This is a genomic window from Chitinophaga sp. 30R24, from assembly GCF_049056765.1.
Lineage (GTDB): Bacteria > Bacteroidota > Bacteroidia > Chitinophagales > Chitinophagaceae > Chitinophaga.
This window is the reverse complement of sequence record NZ_JBJGXX010000001.1, coordinates 597,760-620,669: the sequence shown is the minus strand read 5'-3', so window position 1 is coordinate 620,669 and position 22,910 is coordinate 597,760. Positions and strand designations below refer to the sequence as shown.

Here is a 22,910-nt window from a genome sequence, read left to right as displayed (position 1 = left end):
ATAATATGTTATATATCATCTAATTATAAATAATAAATATAATAAATACTAATATTTAATAATATTATTATAATAATAATATAACAAGACATTAACCATTATCATCTGTTTACGAACAATAATATATCGTTCACGGAAATGAAGCCTCAGGCTAAATTCCCCGGTATATCTTTGTTATAGGTTTTTCATAGGATATGGTTAAAATTATTACAAGGGCGGTATTCTTACCACCCTTTTTTTATTTAATATCCCCATTAAAGCAGCGCCATCCGGCTAAAATAGATGTTTAAACATTGTTTTTATTGATAATCAACTAATTGTATAAATAAAATCATATTTTATCTTATCATGAAGTGTTTGAAGGCCTAATACGTTCACCTTCTCTTTTAATACGTTTACCGGATAAATTACATCATTCACTAGAATGGGTTGGCAGGATTCATAAAAATCTTTCACCTTTGATGTAGGTTTTTCAATAAAGATATGGTTAAAATTTTTCGGGGCTGTAGTCTTGCAGCCCTGTTTCTTTTTCTAGACTAGCCATATTTCCTCCCTTTTCTTTTTATTTTCCATTTCTTACATAAAAAATTTACGGCTTGACAAACAGTTACCAAGCGTAAGCTGTTTATCAAGCCGTATTGGCTATTGCCTTTGAAATTTATTGCTGGAATTGCTGAGGATAGGGTTGGCCCAGTAAATTATGATAAATGAACCGGTAAGATTCCCCGGTAGAATGAACGTTCTTTAAACCACCCCATCCGTGGCGTTCGCCAGGATAGAGCATTAGTTCGAAGTGCTTATTCAGATTTTCCAATTTGTCTACCAGCTGAATACAGTTTTGCAGGTGTACATTATCGTCCATGGTGCCATGTGTAATGCGGATCAGCCCCTTGTACTTGTCGGCATATGTCATTACAGTAGTAGCTTTATATCCTTCTGGGTTTTCGGCCGGCGTATCCATATAGCGTTCGGTGTAATGGCTGTCGTACAGCTGCCAGTCGGTTACGGCAAAATTGGCCATTCCGAAGTTAAATACATCTGCGCCATAGGTAAGGGCCATGCAGGTCATATAGCCGCCGAAGCTGCCGCCGGTCATGCAGATCTTACTGCTGTCGGCCCAAGGCTGCGACCGGAGCCATTTGGCTGCATCTATATAATCTTCTATTTCATGGATGCCCAACTGGCGGTGGATGTAGTTCATTCCCATCTTACCTAACTGGCCGCTGCTGCGGTTATCGATAGCTACCTGTATTACGCCTTCCTGTGCCCACCATTGTTGTACATTGGTAAATTTCCAGGTATCGTATACTGTACCAGCGTTAGGCCCGCCGTAGATGCTGATAAGGATAGGGTATTTTTTGCCGGCTTCCATATGCAGTGGCATGGTGATGGTAAGCGGTAATACCAGCCCGTCGCGGGTGGTATATGTTTTTAGTGCTGTTTGTGCTACATTATACTGGTCAAATTCACTTCCACGGCTATCGCCCAACTCGCGGATCACCTTTCCGTTATTATCTGCCAGCGCCATTTTAGCGGGTGTTTGCAGATTGGAGTAGGTGGTAATGAAGTATTTACCGCCTGGAGCAAGCTTGATAACATTGTTATAATCTCCGTGGGTAAGCCGGGTAATGGCGCCGTTTTTCATGCTTACTTTATATAGGTCGAATCGGGTAGAGGCCTCTTTTCTGGCAGTGAAGTACACTTCCTGGTTTTTATCATCGATATACTGTACTTCTTTTACGGTCCAGTTGCCGGAGGTCAGTTGTTTTTTCAGGGAGCCATCCATGTTGTACAGGTATAAATGTGACCAGCCGGTTTTATCGCTCTGTAGCAGGAAGCCCTGATTGTTTTTCAGGAAAGGCACGGCATCAAACCAATCGATCCAGGTTTTTTGTTTCTCGTCGTAGATCTCTTTTTTGGCGCCGCTTTGTGGTTGGATGCTGTATATTTTCAGGTTGTCCTGTCCGCGGTTCATCCACTGTATCCACAGTTGCTGGCTATCATCTGTCCAGAAAGGGGTGCCAAAGTATTGGTCGTCGTTTTCATTGAAATCTGCCCAAACAGTGGCGCCGCCAGTAACAGGTACCACGCCGAGCTTAACAGCGGGATTAGGGTCGCCGGCTTTGGGATAGCGGGTGTTTTCCAGGTAGCCGTGTTGGCCTTTTTCGCTATAGATAGGGAATACAGGCACTTTGCTGTCGTTGAAGTGCATATAGGCGATCCTGCGGCTGTCGGGGCTCCACCAGAAGGCCCGGTAGTGCGTAGGGCGACCCAGTATCTCTTCATAGTACACCCAGCTGGCCCAACCATTGTAAACCACGTCTGATCCGTCGTTGGTATAACGGGTCTCCCTTTTGGTGGCTACCTCTACACTGTAGAGATCGTTATTGCGAGTAAAGGCTACATACTTCCCGTCGGGCGAGAGAGTAGGATTTTTTTCTTCGGCGGCATCGTTAGTTAAGCGGATGCTGCTGCCATCGGCTGCTTTATAGAATACGTCTTTCTCCTTTATTTCCACGCTGGGGCCATCTACCGGAGCAGTATAAATAGTGGCTTTGCCGGTGCGGGCATCTACTTTCCAGGCCTGGAGATGGCCATCATTCCCAGTGCGCATTTCCAGGTAATGTTCTTCATCGGCCCATTCCCGGATCTGGGGAAGTGGTTGGGTGATGTGGGGCGTTTTGCCTTTAAATGCTTGTTCAAAGGTAAAGTCCTGTTTTTGTTGCGCCTGGAGGCAGGGAGCTGTCAGCAATAGCAATGCTACTACGCTGATGGTGGTTGGCTTAAACCATTGTTCGCTTCTCATAATGAATATCTGTCAGGTGATTTGTTTGCTGTGCAGGGCTTGTAACCCTAGCGGGCGAAAATAAGCATAAGTCTGCAAAGCTGCTAGCGTTTAGCTTTTTCTGCCGCCTGTATGCTACCTGCCGCCATTTACGGAAGATTTCCCTGCGTCTGCTAAACTAGCCTGTAAATAGCAGTGGAAGCAGTTACCTTTAAGCTGGTTTTCATAGGATATGGTCAAAAAATAAGAGGGCTGTAGTCTTACAGCCCTTTTTACTATTTTTGCACTCCATTTAGTGTATTTACAACTTACTTCATGACACAATTATCTGAGCAAGAGATTATACGCCGGGAAAAATTAGAAGAGCTGCATAAATTAGGTATAGACCCCTACCCTGCAGCAGAATACCCGGTGAATGATACTTCCGTGAACATAAAAACCAATTATTCGGAAGCAACAAAAGAACAATTCCAGGAAGTATGCCTGGCTGGTCGTATCATGAGTGTTCGTGATATGGGTAAAGCGGCATTTGCCGTGATACAGGACAGCGTAGGCCGTATACAGGTATATATCCGCAGGGATGATATCTGCCCTGGCGAAGACAAAACACTGTACGACGTTGTATTCAAGAAACTATTGGATATCAGCGATATAATTGGTGTGAAAGGGTATGCTTTCATTACCAAAACCGGTGAAACTTCTGTTCATGCGAAAGAAATCACCATTTTGTCTAAATCCCTCCGTCCCTTGCCTGTAGTAAAGGCCAAGGAAGGAGAAGTATTTGATGAAGTTACCGATCCGGAATTTAAATACCGTCAGCGTTATGTGGACCTGGTGATTAATCCGGAAGTGAAAGAGGTGTTCATTAAGCGCACCAAAATCATGCAAACCATCCGGGATTTTTATAACAACCTGGGCTATCTGGAGGTAGAAACCCCCATTCTACAGCCTATTCCCGGTGGTGCTACCGCCCGTCCGTTTACTACGCACCACAATGCGCTGGATATTCCACTGTACTTGCGTATTGCTAACGAGTTATACCTGAAACGCCTGATTGTAGGCGGTTTTGAAGGAGTATACGAGTTTGCGAAAGACTTCCGTAACGAAGGTATGGACCGTACCCATAACCCCGAATTTACGGTGATGGAAATGTACGCGGCTTATAAAGACTACGAATGGATGATGCGTACCACGGAAGCCCTGTTGGAAAAAGTGGCGATTACCCTGCATGGCACAACAGTGGTACAGGTGGGTGATCAGAGCATCGACTTTAAAGCACCATTCCGCCGGGTAAGTATGTACGATGCCATCAAGGAGCACACCGGTTTCGATATTGCCAATATGGAAGAAGCAGCGCTCCGCGAAGTGTGCGAACAGTTGGGCATACACGTAGATGCGAAATTTGGTAAGGCTAAACTGATTGATGAGATATTTGGAGAGAAATGCGAAGGTCATTATATCCAGCCTACTTTCATCACCGACTATCCGGTAGAAATGAGCCCGCTTACTAAAAAACACCGTAGTAAAGCTGGCCTGGTAGAACGTTTTGAGCTGATGGCCAATGGTAAGGAAATTGCCAACGCCTATAGCGAATTAAATGATCCTATCGATCAGCGTGAAAGGTTCGAAGAACAAGTGAAACTGATGGAACGTGGCGATGATGAGGCAATGTATATTGATTACGATTTCTTACGCGCACTGGAATATGGCATGCCGCCTACTTCCGGTATCGGTATTGGAATAGATCGCTTAACCATGCTCATGACCAATCAACCATCTATACAGGACGTACTGTTCTTCCCACAGATGAAGCCAGAACAGAAAGTATAGGTATAAATAGTTTTTCCTTAATTTTAATAAGTATTGTAGCGAAAACGGATGCGGATAAACGTAGCTGTTTTCGCTATTTTTTTAAAATCATCTTTATATCCAAACAAAATCAGGGAGATCAACGTAATCAGTACGTCCGGAAAAAGAAATTATGTTGGTTGGCCAGAAAGTGGCATCAATTTTTCATAAGCAATCATATACCGGTATTTAATCATTGTATCTAAAAATTAGCCATATGAAAACGATTTTAGTACCCACTGATTTTTCCGATACTGCTTACAATGCGGCGATTTACGCTATCTCCCTGGCAAAAACAATAGGCGTTTCCCGTATTGTATTGTATCATGCGTATGAGCTGATTGTTCCTATTCCGGATATGCCTTCCATGATCCCCATGGTGAACCCCGACGATCTGAGAGATGCCAGCCTGGAAGGATTGGAGAAGATGAAGAGCGAGCTAAGCGACCTGGTACCATCGGATGTTACGTTGGTAACCCGTGCGGATAATACTTTGCTGTCGGCTACGATACAAGACGTAAGCAAGAACGAAGAAGCAGACCTGATTGTAATGGGCATTACCGGTGGCAGCAAGCTGGAAGAAATATTGGTAGGCTCCCATACTGTGGATGTAGCCAAGGTGTCTACTACCCCCGTATTGATTGTGCCACCACAGGCAAAGTTTAAGCCGGTACGTAATATCGTTTTTGCCACCGATCTGAAAGAAGTGGTGGAAACTACGCCTATCGACCATTTACAACAGCTGTTAACACTTTTCAATGCAGAAGTACAGGTGATCAATATTGATCATAAAAATAAGAATTTTGCACCCAACACCACTTTTGAAACATTGATGCTGGATGCGATGCTGGAAAAATTTAATCCGGTATACCACTTTATTGATAACACCGATGTAGTGGAAGGAATTATGAATTTTGCAGATGAAAGCCAGGCGGATCTTATTCTTACTATTCCCAAAAAACATGGGTTGTTTGAGGGACTTTTTAAGCGTAGCCGGACTTCCAGGTTGGCTTACCAAACCCATATACCACTGTTGACATTACACGAATAATTTTTATTTTTACCATATATCAACGTTCAAAAAATACTATGCTTAAACGATCATTATTAGTACTGCTGGGCTGTTTTTCCCTGCAGGTTACCCAGGCCCAGTTACTGAAGAAGCTTACCCAGAAACTGGAATCTACTGCCAAAAAAGATACTACCAAGAGTAGCAGCACTACTGCTCTTGCCAGTCTTACTCAGTCCGACGCCGGCTCTGCTATCAAGGAAGCGCTGTCTAAAGGTGTATCAGCAGGTATTGCGAAATTGAATAAAACCGATGGTTTTTTTGGAAGTGATGTATATAAGCTGTTATTACCTGCGGATGCTGTTAAAATTAGCAATACGCTGCGTGCTATAGGCTTAGGCAGTCAGGTGGATAAAGCTATCCTGCAAATCAACCGCTCTGCAGAACAGGCGGTAGGCGCCGCGGCGCCTATTTTTGTGGATGCAATCAAGCAAATGACGTTAACAGATGCGGTGAACCTGGTAAAAGGTGGCAGTACCTCTGCTACGGATTATTTTAAAGATAAAACTACTACCCAGCTGAAAGCGGCGTTTTCTCCGGTAGTGAAAAAAACATTGGATAGCACCAGCGCTACCCATTATTATGCAGATATTGTAAATTCCTACAATAAACTGCCTACCACCGCTAGTAAGGTGAATCCAGATTTGCAGGATTATGTAACTACAGCAGCAGTAAACGCTTTGTTCGACCAGATCGGTAAAGAAGAAACAGCTATTCGCGCTGATCCGGCTGCCAGAACTACTGATCTGTTAAAGAAAGTATTCGGTGCTAAATAAGCGATTAGTTATTCGGTGCTAAATAAAAAATGCAGCGGTGCCTTACTAAGGCGCCGCTGCATTTTTTTAGTTGCTGCTAATTAATAACTGGCTGCCAGCAATACTTGCCAGGCGGCGTGTACATTACCGGTATCCAGCAGCAGTTTGGCGTAACGGTGCAGTTCATTTTCCATTTCTTCCGGTGTTACACTGTAATATTGAATAATATTTTTGAGATGATTATCTTCAAAGGAGGCGTCAATAAAGGGCATTTCGTGTACGTTGCCTAATTGTCCCAGGTTGTTGCCGGTAAGAATACGACTGTGGCGGATGGCTACCGGTAAGGCATCTACGCCGATGCCGAGTTGGGTATTAGGTTTGGCCACTTCAAATACGGCGCTGCCGGAAGCCCGGCAGTAATAGTCGCCTCCCATGCGGGCTACGAGGTCTATTTTATGCGGGTCTATTTTACCATGGGCATCCAGTATGTTTTCCTGGATATGCAGCATTACCGGCTCACAGATCACCAGGTTGCCGGCGCCCCCACCCTGTCCTGTTTCAATGATCTGTTTTACTACACATTCCAGCTGTACAGGGCTTTCTTTGACCCGGAAGGGCTGTACCTTTTCAGATTTTACTGGTGTAAATCCGGCCTTTTCAAATTCACTGACTCCGGCGGGATACTCACAACTGGCCAAGGAGGCTTGTTGCACCATATTGTAGGTAACTACGTTGATCACCACTTCCTTAGTGGCATATACATTCTCCAGTGTATGCTTCACCGTATTATCCCTTACCCGCCGGGAGGGAGAAAATATCAGTGTGGGCGGATTGGAGCCGAATACGTTAAAAAAGCTGAAAGGTGATAAATTGGGCTGTCCATCTTTATCGATGGTGCTGGCAAAGCATATTGGGCGGGGTGATACAGCACCCAGCAGGTAAGCATGCAGCTCACTGGTCTTTATCTGCGTAGGATCTATCTGCATATTATGCTTTTTTCTTGAGCGCAAGGATAGAGAAATCACTGTCTTCGTGAACAATGGTATTAGTCAGCGTGCCCAGGCCGGTTACTTCCATTTCTACCACATCGTTTGGCTGCAGCCATTGTTCGGTATATTCAGGATCATTCAGTTTGCCGGTACCGTTCAGTTCGAGGAAGCAGCCGGTGCCTACTGTGCCGCTGCCTATTACATCGCCGGGTAATATATTAGCGCCATAGGCACAGCGTTCTACGATTTCAGCAAAGGTCCAGTCCATATCACTCATATTGCCTTCGCTTACCTGGATGCCATTTACTTTACAGGTCATTTTCAGGTTGTAGTTTTTACCGGTATGGCCTGGTTGGGTGGGGGTAAGATGGTCCTCTAATTCGTCTGGCGTTACCAGTATAGGGCCTATTACAGTACTGAAATCTTTGCCTTTGGCGGGTCCGAGGTTAAGCAGCATTTCTTCCATTTGCAGGGTACGGGCGCTCATGTCGTTCATGATCATGAAGCCGCCGATATAGTCGTCTGCTTCCGCTGCGGAGATATTGCGGCCAAATTTACAGATCACGATGGCCACTTCCAGTTCAAAATCCAGTTTATGGAAATGGTCGGGCATGCATTGGATATTGCCAGGGCCTTGTATGGCGTTATGGTTGGTGAAATAGAAGATGGGGTATTGATCAAATTCCGGGATCATAGGCACTTTGCGGTTGCGGCGGGCAGCGGCTACATGCTGACGGAAAGCATATCCATCGCGGCAGGAAGTGGGCGATGGCACAGGCGCCATCAGTTGTACGCTTGATACCGGAATGCCGGAAGCTGAGCCGGGATGTTTGCCTGATTTCAACAAGGCGTCTGCTTGTTTGGCAATGTCTATCACGTCTTCCCACATCATCAGGAACATGCTCATATTGTTAGGCAGGTCTGGGTGCAGTTCCTGTGTATTGTAAAGCAATCCGTTTACCAATATGGCCAGTTGGTCTGCTTCTTCGTGTAAATAGCTTACTAGTTTCATGTTTTAATGGTTGTTCTGGTTGTATGGAGGTCAAATATAAGCATGGGCATTTAAATTATAGGGTAGGAATTTAAAGGTTGCCGGCAGGCTAATTAACTGGTAGGTTATGGTATGCTGCAGTTTGATCACAGTCATAAGGTTTATATTGGTAGCGGTTACCTCGATAAAGATGAAAAGATAATAAGCTGATGTTCTTGCTGATAAACTTTGCCAGGCAGCATCACCTGCCGCCGGCTAGGTTGCAGCCTGTGCTGTTTCCCGCTACGGTATTGACTTTCAGTATTTTAATATCACTAAATCTGCTCATCGTTTTTTATACGGGTATATGCCGCAGTATCCTTTATAAAACCAACTGGGTAGGTATGGCGCGGCGGGGTATCCGGATAGCTTTATCAAATTCTTTTTTTAACAAATTGGCAGAACATTCTTCCGGGGATATACGTATTTAGTAAGATAGGACGGTTTTATGGCGTCCTCACCGGCGCCGCGTATATTGTTGACTTTGAATATAAAATCGAATTTATGCTAACAACGAATATCTATGTTAACAGCGATGGTATTTTGAATCAAAATAATGATGAATATGAACATGCCAGCTATCCTTTTTTCAAGGAGTTAGATGGAATTATTTACAAATATAAAGTGCAGCGAACGAAGGAGTATAAGCCCGGTCTGCAGGGATTTCAGGATTGTTTACAACGATAGGTAATATGAGTGATACATAGATATAATTTATAGCCTTATAATCTGAACAAAATAATATCTGAACATTGTATTTTTGCGTTTCCAAAGGTGGCCATATCTAGTTAATTCTTCGTATCATTTTTTGGTAGGGCTGCCAAGGTTTAGTTTATAAGGAAGGTTTTATTCATATCCCGTAGCTACACTCTAAAATTTCGGAGTTATGAAGTTTGAAAAGATTAAGAACAAAGGACAGGCAAGATTATTTGAGAGCCAGTATTTAGAGATGCTTACCAAAACGCATCCATTAGTGATCTGGGGAATGTATTTACCGATCATTGGTTATATGCTTTATTATAGCCACAATTATTTAGGTTTTACCATCGGCACAGTAGCAGTTATATTCATTGGAGCCATGCTTTTTTGGTCGCTTTTTGAATACATCATGCATCGTTTTATCTTTCATCTAGCCAGCGATAATCCTAAAGTACAACGGATTGTTTATGTAATGCATGGCAACCATCATGAATATCCACGCGATAAACAGCGTTTGTTTATGCCACCGGTACCAAGTTTGATACTTGCTTCGGTTATTTTTGGTGCCCAATATATATTCCTGCGTCAGATCACATTCATGTTTTTTCCTGGTTTTCTGTTGGGGTATTTGATCTATGGTAGCATGCATTATGCTATTCATGCATGGAACCCGCCATTTAAATTTATGAAGGCTTTATGGCGCAACCATCATTTGCATCACTACAAGAGCGACGACAAAGGTTTCGGTGTAAGTTCCTCTTTGTGGGACCATATTTTCGGTACGTTCTTTAATCTTGAGAAAGAGAAAGAAGACAAGGAGAAAGTGAAGGAATTAATGTTTAAGTAGTTTATTTTTCCGCTATCTGTTTACCTATTACATGGGTAGCCGATAGCGGAAAAATTCACCATCTTTCTTCATCATCTGGCAAATTATCTTGTTTATAGTTGGCCCGGGAGATGATCTTCTGCAGTTGTCTTTCTATGATCAGGGCCGCGATAGAGCGGTAGGGATCTTCTTTGCTGGTAACTGCATTTTCAAGTATCCCTTTTACTTTATGTTCCGCTACATCGGTGCGGTACAGCAGAAATATAAATTGCTGAAAATTTTCACTGATCAGTATTTCCAGTTTTTTAGCCAATATTTCTTCCAGTAATTCATAACTGATATTAGCCGGTACACTAATGTCGAAGTGTTCCTGTGTCCAGGTGGCTGTTTCTTGCAGGTATTGTGCTGGAAGAGAGGTCATTATTTCATTTGTTTTATTTTATAGGAAGCGTTGGTCACCACTTTCACAGGAACTTTCAGGTCTTGTTTGATATGTTTGGCTTTATTGGCCTTATAGGTATAAACGCCAGACATGTCTGTATTTTGTACGCAGATACTGGGCAATCCACTGCTGCGGTTAATCAGGTAGTTGGAGGTAGTATTACCGCCAATTTCTGCAGTCGCTTTAATATCGTCGTCGAGGGTGAGCATTTGCACTTTGTCTGTTTTTATTTTGGCAGTGCCACCGATTTTAGCTGTTTGTGCGTCCCAGGTTTGCAGGTTCCAATATAGGTCTACGTTACCCACTAAGCCGCCGCGTAAAGGCACGCTTTCTTCCCACTGGGTACCTGTTTTAATGCCGTGGGCAGGATACATGATCAGCAGTTGTTCCAGCCATCCCTGGAAAGCAGCGGTGCCGAACTGGTCTTTCATTAATTTTTTATATGCCTCCTGTTCGTCTTGTTTTAGCGAGCTGAAAGCGTTGGCAGCATTGTCTAGCAAGTTATCAAGTCCATCTACTTTGTTGATGATGCCGGAAGACTGCAGCTCTACAGAGAAAGGCTGGTCCAGCAGTTTTTTGAGGCCTGCCTGGAAGGGTTCCTTATCATTGCTCACTTTAGCATCAACGTAGATATTCTGGTTTTTAGCGTTGAAGTTGAATTTCAGGTCTTTGTAACGAAAAGTGAGAATAGCTTTCCCTGGTTCTACAGCGGTAACTTCTATGGCAATGAGGTTGTTGTAGTCGCGGGTGGTGCGTTGTACTACTTCATTTACCGTCATGTAGGTTTCACTTTTGCTTTTTTGTTCCAGTTCGTAGAGTTCTCCTTTATTGAAGTGATAGTTGAGGTCTACATATTCCTGTGCTTCAGCAGAAAAAGCGCCAGCGAGCAGCATTGTTGTCAGTCCCAGAAATCTTTTCATTACTATTTTTATTTGATCAAACATATTTTTCAATCACGCCTAGTCCGAACAATGCGAAATCGTATTTGGCCGGATCATCGGGGTCAAGTTTTTTGAGCTGATGGGTGAGGGCCGTTGCCGTTTTCCAATCAGCTTTGGCTTCCGGTATTAGCTCCAGTCTGGCGGCCACTCTGCTTACATGTACATCCATTGGGCAAACCAGCTGAGCGGGCGATATATGTTGCCAAAGACCAAAATCCACGCCATTTTCGTCGTGCCGTACCATCCAGCGTAAATACATATTCAGTCTTTTGCAGGCGGAATTTTTTGCAGGTGTAGCAATGTGTTTGCCGGTTCTTTCGGGATGCTCCAGTGCGAAAAACACTTTCCTGAATCCAATCAGCGCTTTCTCTACATTTTCATCTTTGGGTTTAATATGCGCACTAAAGGCAAATTCCAGCGAGGTTACATTGGTGTAGTAATGCTGGAGGAATTCTACGAAGTATAACAGATCCAGTCCGTTAAAGGTCCGGTGGCAGAAAGAAAGTAATTTCATACGGTCCTTAGGCTGGTGATTACGGATGAAATCATACGGAGCATCGTCCATCATTTTCAATAGTGCGGTGCACTTGTTGATAATGCTGGTACGGTTTCCCCAGGCCAATATGGCTGCAAAGAGACCGGAGATCTCAATATCCTGCAATACGCTGAACCGGTGCGGTATGCAAATAGGATCATTTGCAATAAAATCGGGGTGATTATAGTATGCTGCCTTAGCATCTAAAAATTCCCTTAGTTTCTGGATCTTCATAAATTAAGTCACAAATGGCCGGCTAGCCAATAGCTTCAGGCGACTGGAAGCTATTGGCTATTTCCAACCGGATATGGTCAGGGAAATAAATACAATACGCGCTGGTAAAGATAATTTTTAACAGATAAGAATTAAAATCTATTACTTAACTAAGCGCTTTTGCTAGATCATCGGTTAAATCGCCGGCATCTTCGATGCCAACGCTTAGCCGGATCAGGGAATCGGCAAGGCCGTTTTTGATCCTTTCTTCACGGGGAATCGAGGCATGGGTCATGCTGGCAGGATGGCCAATCAATGACTCTACGCCGCCCAGCGACTCAGCCAGGGAAAAAAGGTGTGTATTGCAGAGGGTACGGTTGGCTGCTTCGATACTATCGTCTTTTAGTGTGAAGGAGATCATGCCGCCGAAGCCCCGCATTTGTTGTTGGGCTACGGTATGATTAGGATGGTCGGTAAATCCGGGCCAGTATACCTTATCTACTTTTGGATGGTTGCGCAGGAAATGAGCGATGATTTCCCCGTTTTCACAATGGCGTTGCATCCTTACATGTAAAGTTTTAATGCCGCGCAGTACCAGGAAGCAATCCTGAGGGCCGGGTACAGCCCCGCAACTGTTCTGGATGAAGTATAGCTGTTTGGCCAGTTCTTCATTTTTCACGATAAGGGCTCCATGTACTACATCGCTGTGGCCGCCCAGGTACTTGGTGGCGGAATGCAGTACAATATCGGCTCCCAGATCCAGCGGATTTTGCAGGTAAGGGGAAGCGAAGGTATTATCTACGCAGAGTATCACTTCACTGGCGCGGGCTATTTGTGCGCAGGCGGCGATATCTATGATCTTCAGCAGCGGATTGGTAGGGGTTTCCAGCCATATCATCTTGGTTTGTGGGGTAATATGGGGTTCAATGTTGCGGGGATCAGACATGTCTGCAAATTTGAACCGGATGCCGTAGCGCTCAAATACTTTTGTGAAAATGCGGTAAGTACCCCCATACAGATCGTTAGTGGCGATCACCTCGTCGCCGGGGCTCAATAATTTCATGACGCTATCGGTGGCTGCCATCCCACTGCCAAAAGAAATGCCATGCGTACCGTTCTCTATGGCTGCCAATGCGTTTTGCAGGGCGTCGCGGGTTGGGTTCTGGGTACGGGCGTATTCATACCCTTGATGTACCCCCGGGGCGCTCTGTACATAGGTAGAGGTCTGGAAAATAGGCGTCATAATGGCGCCTGTGGATGGATCGGGCGCTACACCTGCGTGTATGAGTTTGGTACCCAGCTTCATGTCTTAAATATTTTTAAAATGAATAATTTCTGCGGTTACCAAATATACTTTAGTTTTTGTGATTGGGCAGGGTACCCGGAACAGGGAGGAATACTTACGTTTTTATTATAATATTAAAATATGATCGTATAAATCATAACGCTCACGAACATTTTTATATCGTTCACCAATTTACATCCTACAATTAAAAGTAATCAGATTACATTCGTTTTAGGTTTTTCATAGGATATGGTTAAAATTCTTAAGGCGGTATTCTTACCGCTTTTTCTTTTTATAATCACACTTTACTATAAAACGAAAGAGGCGAAAACATGCTTTCCGCCTCTTTCGTTTATTCTCAATATGTTATGATCTTTTATTTCTTTTTTGCCGTACTGTTGCTTACCGCATCGGTCCATTTGATCGGCAAGCTTACACTTACTTTATCCCAGGCGATGATAAGGTTAGCTCCTGGGTCTCCTTTTTCAAATATCATGGTAAACGCATCTACTGGTGTATCGAGCGATAAAACAGGGAGCGCGGTTCTTACTACATCTTTTTGCTGATCATATTTAAAGGCGCCCCATACGTCTGTGTCTTTGTTCAGGATGATGGTCCATGTTTTTTCTGTTGGAATAGCATAGAGCGTATAACGGCCTTTCGGGATATTTTTTCCGGCGATGATAACCGGTCTGAAAAATTCAATCTCAGTAGCTTCGTTGGCGCCCAGCCGCCATATTTTTCCATATTCCTCCAGGTTACCAAAGATTTGTCTGCCTTTGGTTTGTGGCCGGCTGTAAATCACCCTGGCTATTAGCGTACCTGGTTCTCCTTTTACTTTTACGGCGTAGGGATACATGACAGGGTAATAGGCCATATCCATAGGGCTGGCATCGAGCGGTGGTAATTTCTTATCCTGTGCAATAGCGTGTAAAGATAGTAGGCCTGCTGCAAAGGCAAATAGGAGCACTTTTTTCATCATCCGGAAAAGCTTTATTTCTTTTAAATCAATTGGCGGCAAACCTACTTTTTTTTATGGAACCAGAAAAGAAGCATGGTTGCTTTTAACAAGCTGTTAGCGGTTTTCCGGATGCAATAAGCTTTCTACATGTGCTTGTAGTTGGGGGAAGAATTCTTGGTAGCAAGTACGCAAATCATCGTAATGCTCCATAAACACGGCAAAAATAAGCGGGCTGTCGCTTTTAAGGTATTGAGCTCTGCGTGCTACGCCCCGGATAGCCTTGAAGGTGCCGTCGGTGGTATGATAGTTATATAACCAGTCGTACTCCTCCATGTAACGGAACATTTGCATAAACGCCGGAGGCAATAATACGGCGCGCTCGTTGATCTCCTGGTAAACGTAATGGGCAAATGAATATAAGGAATCGTTGGTAAAACGCGTTGGGTCGGTGGCCAGGAAATGATCGTATATGAGATCGGTAAATACGCCGCTGTAAAGGCCGCAGGACAAACGGAAAAACTGCTTGGCCCTGTTGGTAACAGGGTGCTGGTCGGTGAATGTGTCGATGGCCCGGTGTATCCGGATTCCTTCCTGTATACCTTGACTGTAAAGAGCCAGGTTTTTACGCCCCTTTACAAAATCTGCAATGAGGTTGCCAGTTACCAGCTCCGGTTGCCGGAAAGATAAATAAGCATGGGCCAGGTGATTCATGCCATTAAGGTACGTATTATTCATCTTCCCGGAATCTCCCCAACTATATATCAGTGACTGATACTCATCCAGTTTAACTTTTTCTTAACTTTCGCCGGTGCAACGTTGGCAAAGTGGCACCAACAGTCAGGCTATGGCTACTCTGAAAATGGATTTGCCCTCTACTGGCCAGGCGAATGTTCAATGGCGGATACCCCAACTATTCATGTGCTTCCACTAGTAAAGTAACCCTTGTTCTCCCCTTATTATCACAGTAGTTTTGAATTGTTCGAGCAGAAAACTATCCAATCATTCATTCAATATAATTTTTTCCGCCATGAAAAAACTTATTTTATTATTAGGTGCTATATTAGTGCTGAGTGTTAATACCCTCTTCGCAAGGAACTATGAAACAGCTGTAAGTAAAAAACTTTATAATTCGTTTACAGAAACATTTACAGGCGCTACTGATGTGAAGTGGTATACGGAAGATAACCATACGTTCACCGCTAAGTTTACTATGAGTAATGCCAAGGTAACTGCTTTCTTTAAGGAAGACGGCACCTTGTTAGCCACTTCCCGTTACCTGCAACCTGAACAGCTACCGCTGAAGGTGGCGGCTAAGCTCAATAAAAAATACCCCGGTCAACGTGTATACTGCATTGTGGAATATGCTTCTTCCGATAATATCCTCTATTTTATTACCCTGGAAGGCACCAACATATGGACCGTTGTTAAAAGTGATGAGAGTGGCAGCATGCAAACTTATAGCTGTCTCAAAAAAGCATAGTTTTAGTAGTGTTAAAAATACAAGGCTCATAGCATCTGCTATGGGCCTTTTGTTTTATCCACCGCTACGTGCCCCCACAGAAAATTATCTTAACTTTGCCACCTGTTAAGGCTTTATAAGCCAGACTGTTAATGTATAAATGATTAAACGACATGAACAAGGGACCCGTTTCTCAATTTATCCTGCACCATTACCGCCACTTTAATGCTGCTGCATTGGTGGATGCTGCCAAAGGATATGAAACACACTTGCTGGAAGGCGGTAAAATGATGGTGACATTGGCCGGTGCGATGAGTACGGCTGAATTGGGCATTTCTTTCGCGGAAATGATCCGTCAGGGTAAAGTGGATATCATCTCCTGTACCGGCGCCAACCTGGAAGAAGATATCATGAACCTGGTAGCACATACACACTATAAGAGAGTGCCTAACTATCGTGATCTGAGTCCTCAGGAAGAGTGGGATCTGTTGGAACAAGGTTTTAACCGCGTTACCGATACCTGTATTCCGGAAGAAGAAGCTTTCCGCCGTATCCAGAAACATATTTATAAAATATGGAAAGATGCGGAAGAAAGCGGTGAGCGCTATTTCCCACATGAATATATGTATAAACTGCTCCTGAGCGGCGTAATGCAGGAACATTACGAAATTGATCCCAAAAATAGCTGGATGTTGGCCGCTGCGGAGAAAAATATTCCTATCATTGTTCCAGGTTGGGAAGATAGCACTATGGGTAATATCTTCGCTTCTTACTGCATCAAAGGCGACCTGAAAACGTCTACCATGAAGAGCGGTATCGAATACATGATCTTCCTGTCTGACTGGTACCGGAACAATTCTGCTGGTAAAGGAGTAGGATTCTTCCAGATTGGTGGCGGTATTGCCGGCGATTTCCCGATTTGCGTAGTGCCTATGATGTACCAGGATCTGGAATGGACAGATGTGCCTTTCTGGGGCTATTTCTGCCAGATTTCAGACTCTACTACTTCCTATGGTTCCTACTCTGGCGCCGTTCCTAACGAAAAGATCACCTGGGGTAAATTAGATATCCATACGCCTAAGTTTATCGTAGAATCAGATGCTACCATCGTAGCGCCGTTGATGTTTGCGTATATCCTTGGTTGGTAAGGTAAGATATAATCATTGAGAAAAGGCCGTATCAAAAATTTGATGCGGCCTTTTTCATTCGGTTCCCTGATGGCGCAAAATGTTATTCGCATCATTCCAAGCCCCTTCACTTTATGTTGCGCTGCCCGCTTTCGGTTTTAAATAAACAGGTCGCCGGCAATCCCGTCTGCAAATAGCTTCCCTGCTTTGGTAAGCCTTAATGTTTCCCCTAGCCGTTCCATCCTTCCAATTGCGATAAAGGGCTGGCTGTGCGCAATGAGGTGTATGGCGAAGGAGGTGCCAAACCTTTCTGCCACCCATTCCAGGTTAGTGCCGGCAGCTGTACGCAAAGACGTCATCACATATTCATTGAACTGCATATCAACGGTAAGTGATTCTATCTCAAATGGCACTTTACCGGCAGCGATACTTTTGATATACTGGGCGTTATTGGCTACGTTCCATTGCCGCGACAGGCCATTGAAGGAGTGGGCCGAAGGTCCCAGGCCCAGGTAGGATTTGCCTTGCCAATAGCTGCTGTTGTGTTTGGAATGCCATCCGGGAAGCGCGAAGTTAGAAATCTCGTAATGCTCATAGCCAGCTGCTTCCGCCCAGCTTACCAGCAGCTCGAAATGCCGGGCAGCCTTATCAGGATCGGTAGGTGCCATTTGCTTTTTCCGGATGAAGTGGTCCAGGGCAGTGCCTGGTTCCACAGTGAGGGCGTAGCAGGATAAATGAGGAATGCCCAGCGCTATCGCCTGTTTTACATTATGTTCCCAGCCTTCGTTTGTGAGGGTGGGGCCGCCATAAATAAGATCAATGGTAATGTTCCGGAATCCAGCTGCCTGTGCCTGTTGTATGCAGGCCAGTGCTTGTGCACTATTATGCGCCCGGTTCATCCAGATAAGGTCTGCTTCAAAGAAAGACTGTACGCCGATGCTTAAACGGTTAACGCCGGCTGCCTGCAACATTGCCAGTTTTTCCGGGTTAAGGTCATCCGGATTAGCTTCCAGCGTGATTTCTGCATCGGCGGCCACCTGAAAAGTGGCTCGCAGGTGTGCCAGCAGGGATTGTAGTTCTGTGTCTTCCAGCAAGCTGGGTGTGCCACCGCCAAAATAAATGGTGTGTATGGGCTGTTGGGCCAGATAATCTTTTTGAAGGCTGATCTCCTGCAAAATACTTGCTACCATGGCGCCCTGTTGGGAGCGGGAAGTAGAAAAGTGGAAATTGCAGTAATAGCAAGCCTGTTTACAAAAAGGAATATGTAAGTAAATTCCGGACATCGCGTTTTTCTGAGTCGTTTGCCATTGCCCGTTTTACCGGTCAACTATGGACTATTTTAATATCTTTGCAACATCAAAATTACGTTGCAGTTTTGTTTTGTGAACAGGACGGTGTTAATTGCTGCTAATTCCTCTATTGTGGGAAGTAAACGTTATTATTTGAAGAACCGATTTTAAAAGTCATTGCAAAAATATTTTCCTGGTGCGAAACTGGTTATTGCTGTTATTTACTTTAGGTTATCTGCCTATCCTGGCTCAAACAACAGATTCCTCCGCGGTGAAAGTGCCTGCTATACACAAGCCGGCTGTGGTGCATACTGCTGGCGATACTACCCGGCCAAAGATGCATACTGCGCCTGTGAAAAGGGATTCCAATCATACCGCTTTTGTAAGGAGGGATAGTACCCGGGGAGCTTGGGTAAAACGCGATACTGCCCATGCTGCTTTCAAACGCGACAGTACCCGCGTGGGCTTTATCCAACCTGCCATACCTGCCAGAAAAGATTCAGGCAACCTGGCAGCAGATACTTCCCGGCATAAGGCAGACAGCCTGGCTGTGGCAGCAATGCCTAAAATAAAACCAGTAACAGACTACGACCTTTACATGAAAAAGTTGTTGCAGGAGAATATGTTTTTGAAGCCGGGCCGGCCCCGCTTTGTAGACATTAATCCTGCCAGGCCCTTCCGGAACATGGATTGGCTGATATACCTGGTGGCGGGGGTAGTATTGTTGCTGAGTATTATCCGTTTATCTTACCGTAAATATTTTTCAGACTTGTTCAGGGCTTTCTTTAATCCCACCCTTAGCCAGCGACAGCTGAAGGACCAGTTATCTCAATCGCCTTTCCCTAATATGTTGCTGAACGTTTTCTTTGCGATAGCGCTGGGGGTGTACCTTTATCTGGTGTTGTACCGGCAGCAGGTATTTCCGCAGGCAGAGCCCTGGTTGTTGATTCCCGGCCTGGTGGTATTGGTGGCGGTAGCATATAGCTTTAAATATACGATGTTACGGTTTTGCGGATGGCTGTTTGGCAATTCAGAGCTGGCGGATGCTTATGTTTTCATTTTGTACCTGATCAATAAGGTATTGGGGGTGTTGCTGGTGCCTTTTGTAGTAATTATTGCCTTCTGTAAGCCTGAAATTGCCCGTACTTTCCTATATATATCGCTGTTTTTTATTGCGTTACTCGTTATATACAGGTACATTAGATCTTATTCACTGGTTAAACAATACCTATCTTTCAGTAAATTGCATTTTTTTCTTTACCTTTGCGCATTCGAAGTAGCACCCGTTTTAATATTAACCAAGGTGCTGCAGAATATCTGGTTAACTGGTAATCCCTGATTATCGCCTATTGTTAACACAAGAGCAAAAAACGTATGATAAAAGGCGGGCCAAAAAAAGATTTGCAAGGTAAACAAATTCAGTCAATCCTAATTTCTCAACCTAAGCCTGAAACAGAAAAGTCACCCTACTTTGATCTGGCCAAAAAGTTCAATGTAAAATTGGATTTTTTCCCATTCATTCGGGTGGAAGGTTTGCCAGCGAAGGAGTTCAGGAAGCAGAAGATCGACATCCTCAGTTTTACGGCGGTGATCTTTACCAGCCGCAATGCCGTGGATCACTTTTTCCGGATTTGTGAAGAAATGAAGATTAAGGTGTCGCAGGATTGCAAATACTTTTGTATTACAGAAGCAGTTGCATTATATCTGCAAAAGTTCATTCTTTATCGTAAGCGGAAAGTATTTTATGGGGCCGACGGTTCTACAAAAGGCTTACTGGAAGTAATGAACAAGCACCGGGACAATGAGAAATTTTTGTTCCCCAGTTCCGATAGCCAGAAAAAGGATATTGAGGAATGGTTGAAAGCAAACAAGTGCGAATACGCCACTGCTACGCTTTACAAAACAGTATCTACTGATGTGAAGGAAGTATTGGCGGCTACTAACTACGATATGATCGTGTTTTTTAGCCCTTCTGGTGTGAAATCGTTGTTTGAGAACATGCCTGAATTTGAACAGAACGGTACGCATATTGGTGCATTCGGACCTACCACCTCTGCAGCGGTAGAAGAAGCAGGATTGAGGCTGGATGTAAAAGCTCCACTTCCACAGGCGCCTTCTATGGTGGCGGCACTGGAACAGTACCTTACTACATTAACAAAGAAGTAAGCAGCACACACTGCAAAATAGTATTGAGCAGGGTTCACCTAAGGTGGCCCTGCTTTTTTATGGCCGTAAGGAAGTGCTGGCAGTTGGTGGATAACCTTCACGCTTTCATGCTACATACTCCTGGCAATGATTAGCAACCGGTTGCTAAACGCTTTCTCACACTTTTATCCCACAAAAAATTTCTTCATAATCCTGAAAAAATAAAATTTCTTTGTAACGGAATTATATCCATCATTATTTATTGCCTAATGGAAACCCATGAACAAGCTTATCAGTGAAACGAGTCCGTATTTGTTGCAGCATGCGCATAATCCTGTGAATTGGTATCCATGGGGAGATGAGGCCTTGCAGCGCGCTTTACAGGAAGACAAGCCTATATTAGTGAGCATTGGTTATGCGGCTTGCCATTGGTGTCATGTAATGGAAAGGGAGAGTTTTGAAAATGAGGCTACGGCAGCCATCATGAATGAGCATTTCATTAATATTAAAATAGACCGGGAAGAAAGACCAGACCTGGACCATATTTATATGGATGCCCTGCAGGCTATGACCGGCGCTGGCGGATGGCCGCTCAATATGTTTCTCACCCCGGATAAGAAACCGTTTTATGGCGGTACCTATTTTCCTCCGGTGAAGGCGCACAACCGTCCTTCATGGACAGATGTGCTGTTGTCGTTGGCAGATGCGTTTAAGCAAAAGCGGGAGGATATCGAAACCCAGGCAGACAACCTGGTGCAACATATCCACCAGTCAGGGCAATTTGGGTTACAGTCGGGGCTGAAGGTAGATGTTCCTTTCGAAGAACTGTTTACCAAAGTGCAGTGCGACACTATCTGTGAAAATATTCTTAAACAGGCGGACACCCTTTGGGGAGGCTTTGGCAGAGCGCCTAAATTTCCTCAAACCTTTACTATTGGCTGGCTGCTGCGTTACCATCATGCCTACCGGCATCCGGAAGCTTTGCAGCAGGCCTTATTGTCGCTCGACAAAATGTTACAGGGAGGGTTGTATGATCAGTTAGGTGGCGGTTTTGCCAGGTATTCCACCGATGAGAGATGGCTGGCTCCTCATTTTGAGAAGATGCTGTACGACAATGCTTTGTTGATAGATGTGCTTTGTGATGCCTACCAACTCACCCGCAACGATATATACGTGCAAACAATCAGGGACACCTTATCTTTTATTACCCGTGAAATGACTGCCCCTGGAGGAGGTTTCTATGCCGCGCTGGATGCTGATTCCGAAGGTGTGGAAGGTAAATTCTATACCTGGAGCAAAGCGGAGATTCATCATATCTTAGGAGAACAGGCCAAAATTTTCTGTGAATATTACGATGTAAGCGAAGAAGGAAACTGGGAAGAACAAAATATACTTTGGGTGCAACAACCTTTGCAGCAATTTGCGGCAGAAAAGGGATATGATCCTGCTATATTGGGCGCTATGCTGAAAGGTTGCCGTGAAAAATTACTGGCTGTGAGAGCCAACCGGGTGCGGCCTGCACTCGATGATAAGATTTTGTTGGGATGGAATGCTTTGATGGTGCATGCCTGTTGCCGGGCCTATGCTGCCTTGGGAGATGAAGGGTACCGGCAGTTAGCGATACAAAACATGGAGTTTTGCTTGTCGCATTTCCCTCAGGGGGAAGAAGGAGCATTTTATCATACCTGGAAGAACGGTCAGTCGAAGTACCCGGCTTTCTTGGATGATTATGCGTACTTGATCCGGGCAATGATTGCCTTACAGGAAATTACCGGAGATATCGGCTGGTTGTACAAAGCGCGCGATATAGCTACGTTTGTGACGGGTTATTTCAGTGATGAGCACCAGTTGTTCTTTTACTATACGATTGAGGGACAGGAAGATGTGATTGTACGGAAAAAGGAAATTTATGACGGGGCTATACCTAGCGGAAATGCGGTGATGATGCAGAACCTTTGGTATCTCTCTGTTGTTTTTGATCGTAAAGATTGGGCAAACAGGTGTGTGAATGCCGTTTCCAGTATTGCACAAACAGCGGTACGCTACCCTACTTCATTTGGCGTGTGGGCCAGCCAGTTGTTACAGTTTGTAAAAGGTACCCCGGAATTAGCGATAGTAGGTGAAAATTTTAAAGCCAGAATGAATGAAGCGGGTAATTGGTTTATTCCTTTCAGGATTTTAACCGGCTCAGAAAAAAATATTCCTGGCATTCCTCTGTTAACAGATAGAGCTAAAGAAAATGAGACTTTGGTGTACTTATGCAAAGATTATCATTGTATTAAGCCTGTCTTTTATATACAAGAAATAATTAATTTAATATAATAATTATGTAACTTGCCCCTGATAAGGGGGGCCTAACATTTAATAAATGTTATTGCGTTTATATAATAAAACGTTAAAAAGTGCGTTTAAACTAGATACAGAGCGACGATAGGGCGAATTGAAAAAGTTGGATAAAAAGTCACTACGGATTAAAATTAATTATTACATTTGCTATCTTTCATATAAACAA

At 44.2% G+C, this 22,910-nt stretch carries 19 protein-coding genes; 9 read left to right on the top strand and 10 right to left on the bottom strand.

The genetic code is table 11. The features are described 5' to 3' along the window. Positions 1–658 precede the first annotated feature (658 nt). Complete coding sequence (locus ACDQ55_RS02540) at positions 659–2,806, bottom strand: S9 family peptidase (protein ID WP_420979486.1); 2,148 nt, start codon at positions 2,804–2,806, stop codon at positions 659–661. A gap of 294 nt (positions 2,807–3,100) precedes the next feature. Between ACDQ55_RS02540 and lysS the strand changes: the two genes are divergently transcribed. From lysS to ACDQ55_RS02525, 3 genes are all read left to right on the top strand, one after another. Beyond that, positions 3,101–4,615 carry a lysine--tRNA ligase gene (lysS, locus tag ACDQ55_RS02535; RefSeq protein WP_420979485.1) on the top strand — a complete coding sequence of 505 codons (1,515 nt, stop codon included), beginning with the start codon at positions 3,101–3,103 and terminating at the stop codon, positions 4,613–4,615. Positions 4,616–4,850: 235 nt separating this feature from the next. Further along, positions 4,851–5,684: a universal stress protein gene (locus tag ACDQ55_RS02530; RefSeq protein ID WP_420979484.1), complete on the top strand. Its 834-nt coding sequence runs from the start codon at positions 4,851–4,853 to the stop codon at positions 5,682–5,684. Positions 5,685–5,722: 38 nt separating this feature from the next. Further along, entirely contained in the window at positions 5,723–6,478 is a 756-nt protein-coding gene (locus ACDQ55_RS02525; RefSeq protein ID WP_420979483.1) for a DUF4197 domain-containing protein, read from the top strand. Positions 6,479–6,558: 80 nt separating this feature from the next. Here ACDQ55_RS02525 and ACDQ55_RS02520 read toward each other — a convergent pair whose 3' ends face one another. Continuing rightward, positions 6,559–7,443 carry a flavin reductase family protein gene (locus tag ACDQ55_RS02520; protein WP_420979482.1) on the bottom strand — a complete coding sequence of 295 codons (885 nt, stop codon included), beginning with the start codon at positions 7,441–7,443 and terminating at the stop codon, positions 6,559–6,561. A gap of 1 nt (position 7,444) precedes the next feature. Then, the gene (locus ACDQ55_RS02515) at positions 7,445–8,458 is read right to left on the bottom strand and encodes a fumarylacetoacetate hydrolase family protein (protein WP_420979481.1); all 1,014 of its coding nucleotides are present in this window, start codon (positions 8,456–8,458) and stop codon (positions 7,445–7,447) included. Between the two features lie 904 nt (positions 8,459–9,362). Here ACDQ55_RS02515 and ACDQ55_RS02510 point away from each other — a divergent pair. Further along, the gene (locus ACDQ55_RS02510) at positions 9,363–10,022 is read left to right on the top strand and encodes a sterol desaturase family protein (protein WP_420979480.1); all 660 of its coding nucleotides are present in this window, start codon (positions 9,363–9,365) and stop codon (positions 10,020–10,022) included. Positions 10,023–10,077: 55 nt separating this feature from the next. Here ACDQ55_RS02510 and ACDQ55_RS02505 read toward each other — a convergent pair whose 3' ends face one another. The 6 genes from ACDQ55_RS02505 to ACDQ55_RS02480 form a co-directional block, all read right to left on the bottom strand. Then, positions 10,078–10,422, bottom strand: a complete 345-nt coding sequence (locus ACDQ55_RS02505) for a hypothetical protein (protein WP_420979479.1) — start codon at positions 10,420–10,422, stop codon at positions 10,078–10,080. Continuing rightward, positions 10,422–11,363, bottom strand: a complete 942-nt coding sequence (locus ACDQ55_RS02500) for a DUF6263 family protein (protein WP_420979478.1) — start codon at positions 11,361–11,363, stop codon at positions 10,422–10,424. Before ACDQ55_RS02500 ends, ACDQ55_RS02505 begins: the two co-directional genes overlap by 1 nt. Before the next feature lie 16 nt (positions 11,364–11,379). After that, positions 11,380–12,153 carry a TIGR02757 family protein gene (locus ACDQ55_RS02495; protein WP_420979476.1) on the bottom strand — a complete coding sequence of 258 codons (774 nt, stop codon included), beginning with the start codon at positions 12,151–12,153 and terminating at the stop codon, positions 11,380–11,382. A gap of 145 nt (positions 12,154–12,298) precedes the next feature. Next, positions 12,299–13,438 (bottom strand): cystathionine gamma-synthase, encoded by a 1,140-nt coding sequence (locus tag ACDQ55_RS02490; RefSeq protein WP_420979475.1) that lies wholly within the window; start codon positions 13,436–13,438, stop codon positions 12,299–12,301. Positions 13,439–13,793: 355 nt separating this feature from the next. Continuing rightward, on the bottom strand, positions 13,794–14,399 hold the full coding sequence (locus ACDQ55_RS02485) for a DUF2911 domain-containing protein (protein WP_420979474.1): 606 nt from the start codon (positions 14,397–14,399) through the stop codon (positions 13,794–13,796). A 93-nt stretch (positions 14,400–14,492) separates the two neighbouring features. Then, positions 14,493–15,113, bottom strand: a complete 621-nt coding sequence (locus ACDQ55_RS02480; protein WP_420979473.1) for an ACP phosphodiesterase — start codon at positions 15,111–15,113, stop codon at positions 14,493–14,495. 292 nt (positions 15,114–15,405) lie between these two features. Here ACDQ55_RS02480 and ACDQ55_RS02475 point away from each other — a divergent pair, with 292 nt between their 5' ends. Together ACDQ55_RS02475 and ACDQ55_RS02470 are read left to right on the top strand one after the other, a co-directional pair. Further along, positions 15,406–15,858 (top strand): hypothetical protein, encoded by a 453-nt coding sequence (locus ACDQ55_RS02475; protein WP_420979472.1) that lies wholly within the window; start codon positions 15,406–15,408, stop codon positions 15,856–15,858. 152 nt (positions 15,859–16,010) lie between these two features. Further along, positions 16,011–16,985 carry a deoxyhypusine synthase family protein gene (locus ACDQ55_RS02470; protein ID WP_420979471.1) on the top strand — a complete coding sequence of 325 codons (975 nt, stop codon included), beginning with the start codon at positions 16,011–16,013 and terminating at the stop codon, positions 16,983–16,985. A 137-nt stretch (positions 16,986–17,122) separates the two neighbouring features. On the opposite strand, the gene hemW is transcribed toward ACDQ55_RS02470, so the two are convergent. Then, positions 17,123–18,247 carry a radical SAM family heme chaperone HemW gene (hemW, locus tag ACDQ55_RS02465; RefSeq protein ID WP_420979469.1) on the bottom strand — a complete coding sequence of 375 codons (1,125 nt, stop codon included), beginning with the start codon at positions 18,245–18,247 and terminating at the stop codon, positions 17,123–17,125. 202 nt (positions 18,248–18,449) lie between these two features. Here hemW and ACDQ55_RS02460 point away from each other — a divergent pair, with 202 nt between their 5' ends. The 3 genes from ACDQ55_RS02460 (at position 18,450) to ACDQ55_RS02450 (ending at position 22,720) form a co-directional block, all read left to right on the top strand. Then, positions 18,450–19,592 (top strand): DUF4271 domain-containing protein, encoded by a 1,143-nt coding sequence (locus ACDQ55_RS02460; RefSeq protein ID WP_420979467.1) that lies wholly within the window; start codon positions 18,450–18,452, stop codon positions 19,590–19,592. Positions 19,593–19,753: 161 nt separating this feature from the next. Next, entirely contained in the window at positions 19,754–20,419 is a 666-nt protein-coding gene (locus ACDQ55_RS02455; RefSeq protein WP_420979465.1) for a uroporphyrinogen-III synthase, read from the top strand. Positions 20,420–20,677: 258 nt separating this feature from the next. Further along, a complete protein-coding gene (locus ACDQ55_RS02450) occupies positions 20,678–22,720 on the top strand; it encodes a thioredoxin domain-containing protein (protein WP_420979464.1) in 2,043 nt (680 codons plus the stop codon). Positions 22,721–22,910 lie beyond the last annotated feature (190 nt).

Coding starts and splice junctions, on each gene's coding strand:
- ACDQ55_RS02540 (WP_420979486.1), bottom strand. CDS start 2,806: ATGAGAAGCGAACAATGGTTTAAGCCAACCACCATCAGCGTAGTAGCA.
- lysS (WP_420979485.1), top strand. CDS start 3,101: ATGACACAATTATCTGAGCAAGAGATTATACGCCGGGAAAAATTAGAA.
- ACDQ55_RS02530 (WP_420979484.1), top strand. CDS start 4,851: ATGAAAACGATTTTAGTACCCACTGATTTTTCCGATACTGCTTACAAT.
- ACDQ55_RS02525 (WP_420979483.1), top strand. CDS start 5,723: ATGCTTAAACGATCATTATTAGTACTGCTGGGCTGTTTTTCCCTGCAG.
- ACDQ55_RS02520 (WP_420979482.1), bottom strand. CDS start 7,443: ATGCAGATAGATCCTACGCAGATAAAGACCAGTGAGCTGCATGCTTAC.
- ACDQ55_RS02515 (WP_420979481.1), bottom strand. CDS start 8,458: ATGAAACTAGTAAGCTATTTACACGAAGAAGCAGACCAACTGGCCATA.
- ACDQ55_RS02510 (WP_420979480.1), top strand. CDS start 9,363: ATGAAGTTTGAAAAGATTAAGAACAAAGGACAGGCAAGATTATTTGAG.
- ACDQ55_RS02505 (WP_420979479.1), bottom strand. CDS start 10,422: ATGACCTCTCTTCCAGCACAATACCTGCAAGAAACAGCCACCTGGACA.
- ACDQ55_RS02500 (WP_420979478.1), bottom strand. CDS start 11,363: ATGAAAAGATTTCTGGGACTGACAACAATGCTGCTCGCTGGCGCTTTT.
- ACDQ55_RS02495 (WP_420979476.1), bottom strand. CDS start 12,153: ATGAAGATCCAGAAACTAAGGGAATTTTTAGATGCTAAGGCAGCATAC.
- ACDQ55_RS02490 (WP_420979475.1), bottom strand. CDS start 13,438: ATGAAGCTGGGTACCAAACTCATACACGCAGGTGTAGCGCCCGATCCA.
- ACDQ55_RS02485 (WP_420979474.1), bottom strand. CDS start 14,399: ATGATGAAAAAAGTGCTCCTATTTGCCTTTGCAGCAGGCCTACTATCT.
- ACDQ55_RS02480 (WP_420979473.1), bottom strand. CDS start 15,113: ATGAATAATACGTACCTTAATGGCATGAATCACCTGGCCCATGCTTAT.
- ACDQ55_RS02475 (WP_420979472.1), top strand. CDS start 15,406: ATGAAAAAACTTATTTTATTATTAGGTGCTATATTAGTGCTGAGTGTT.
- ACDQ55_RS02470 (WP_420979471.1), top strand. CDS start 16,011: ATGAACAAGGGACCCGTTTCTCAATTTATCCTGCACCATTACCGCCAC.
- hemW (WP_420979469.1), bottom strand. CDS start 18,247: ATGTCCGGAATTTACTTACATATTCCTTTTTGTAAACAGGCTTGCTAT.
- ACDQ55_RS02450 (WP_420979464.1), top strand. CDS start 20,678: ATGAACAAGCTTATCAGTGAAACGAGTCCGTATTTGTTGCAGCATGCG.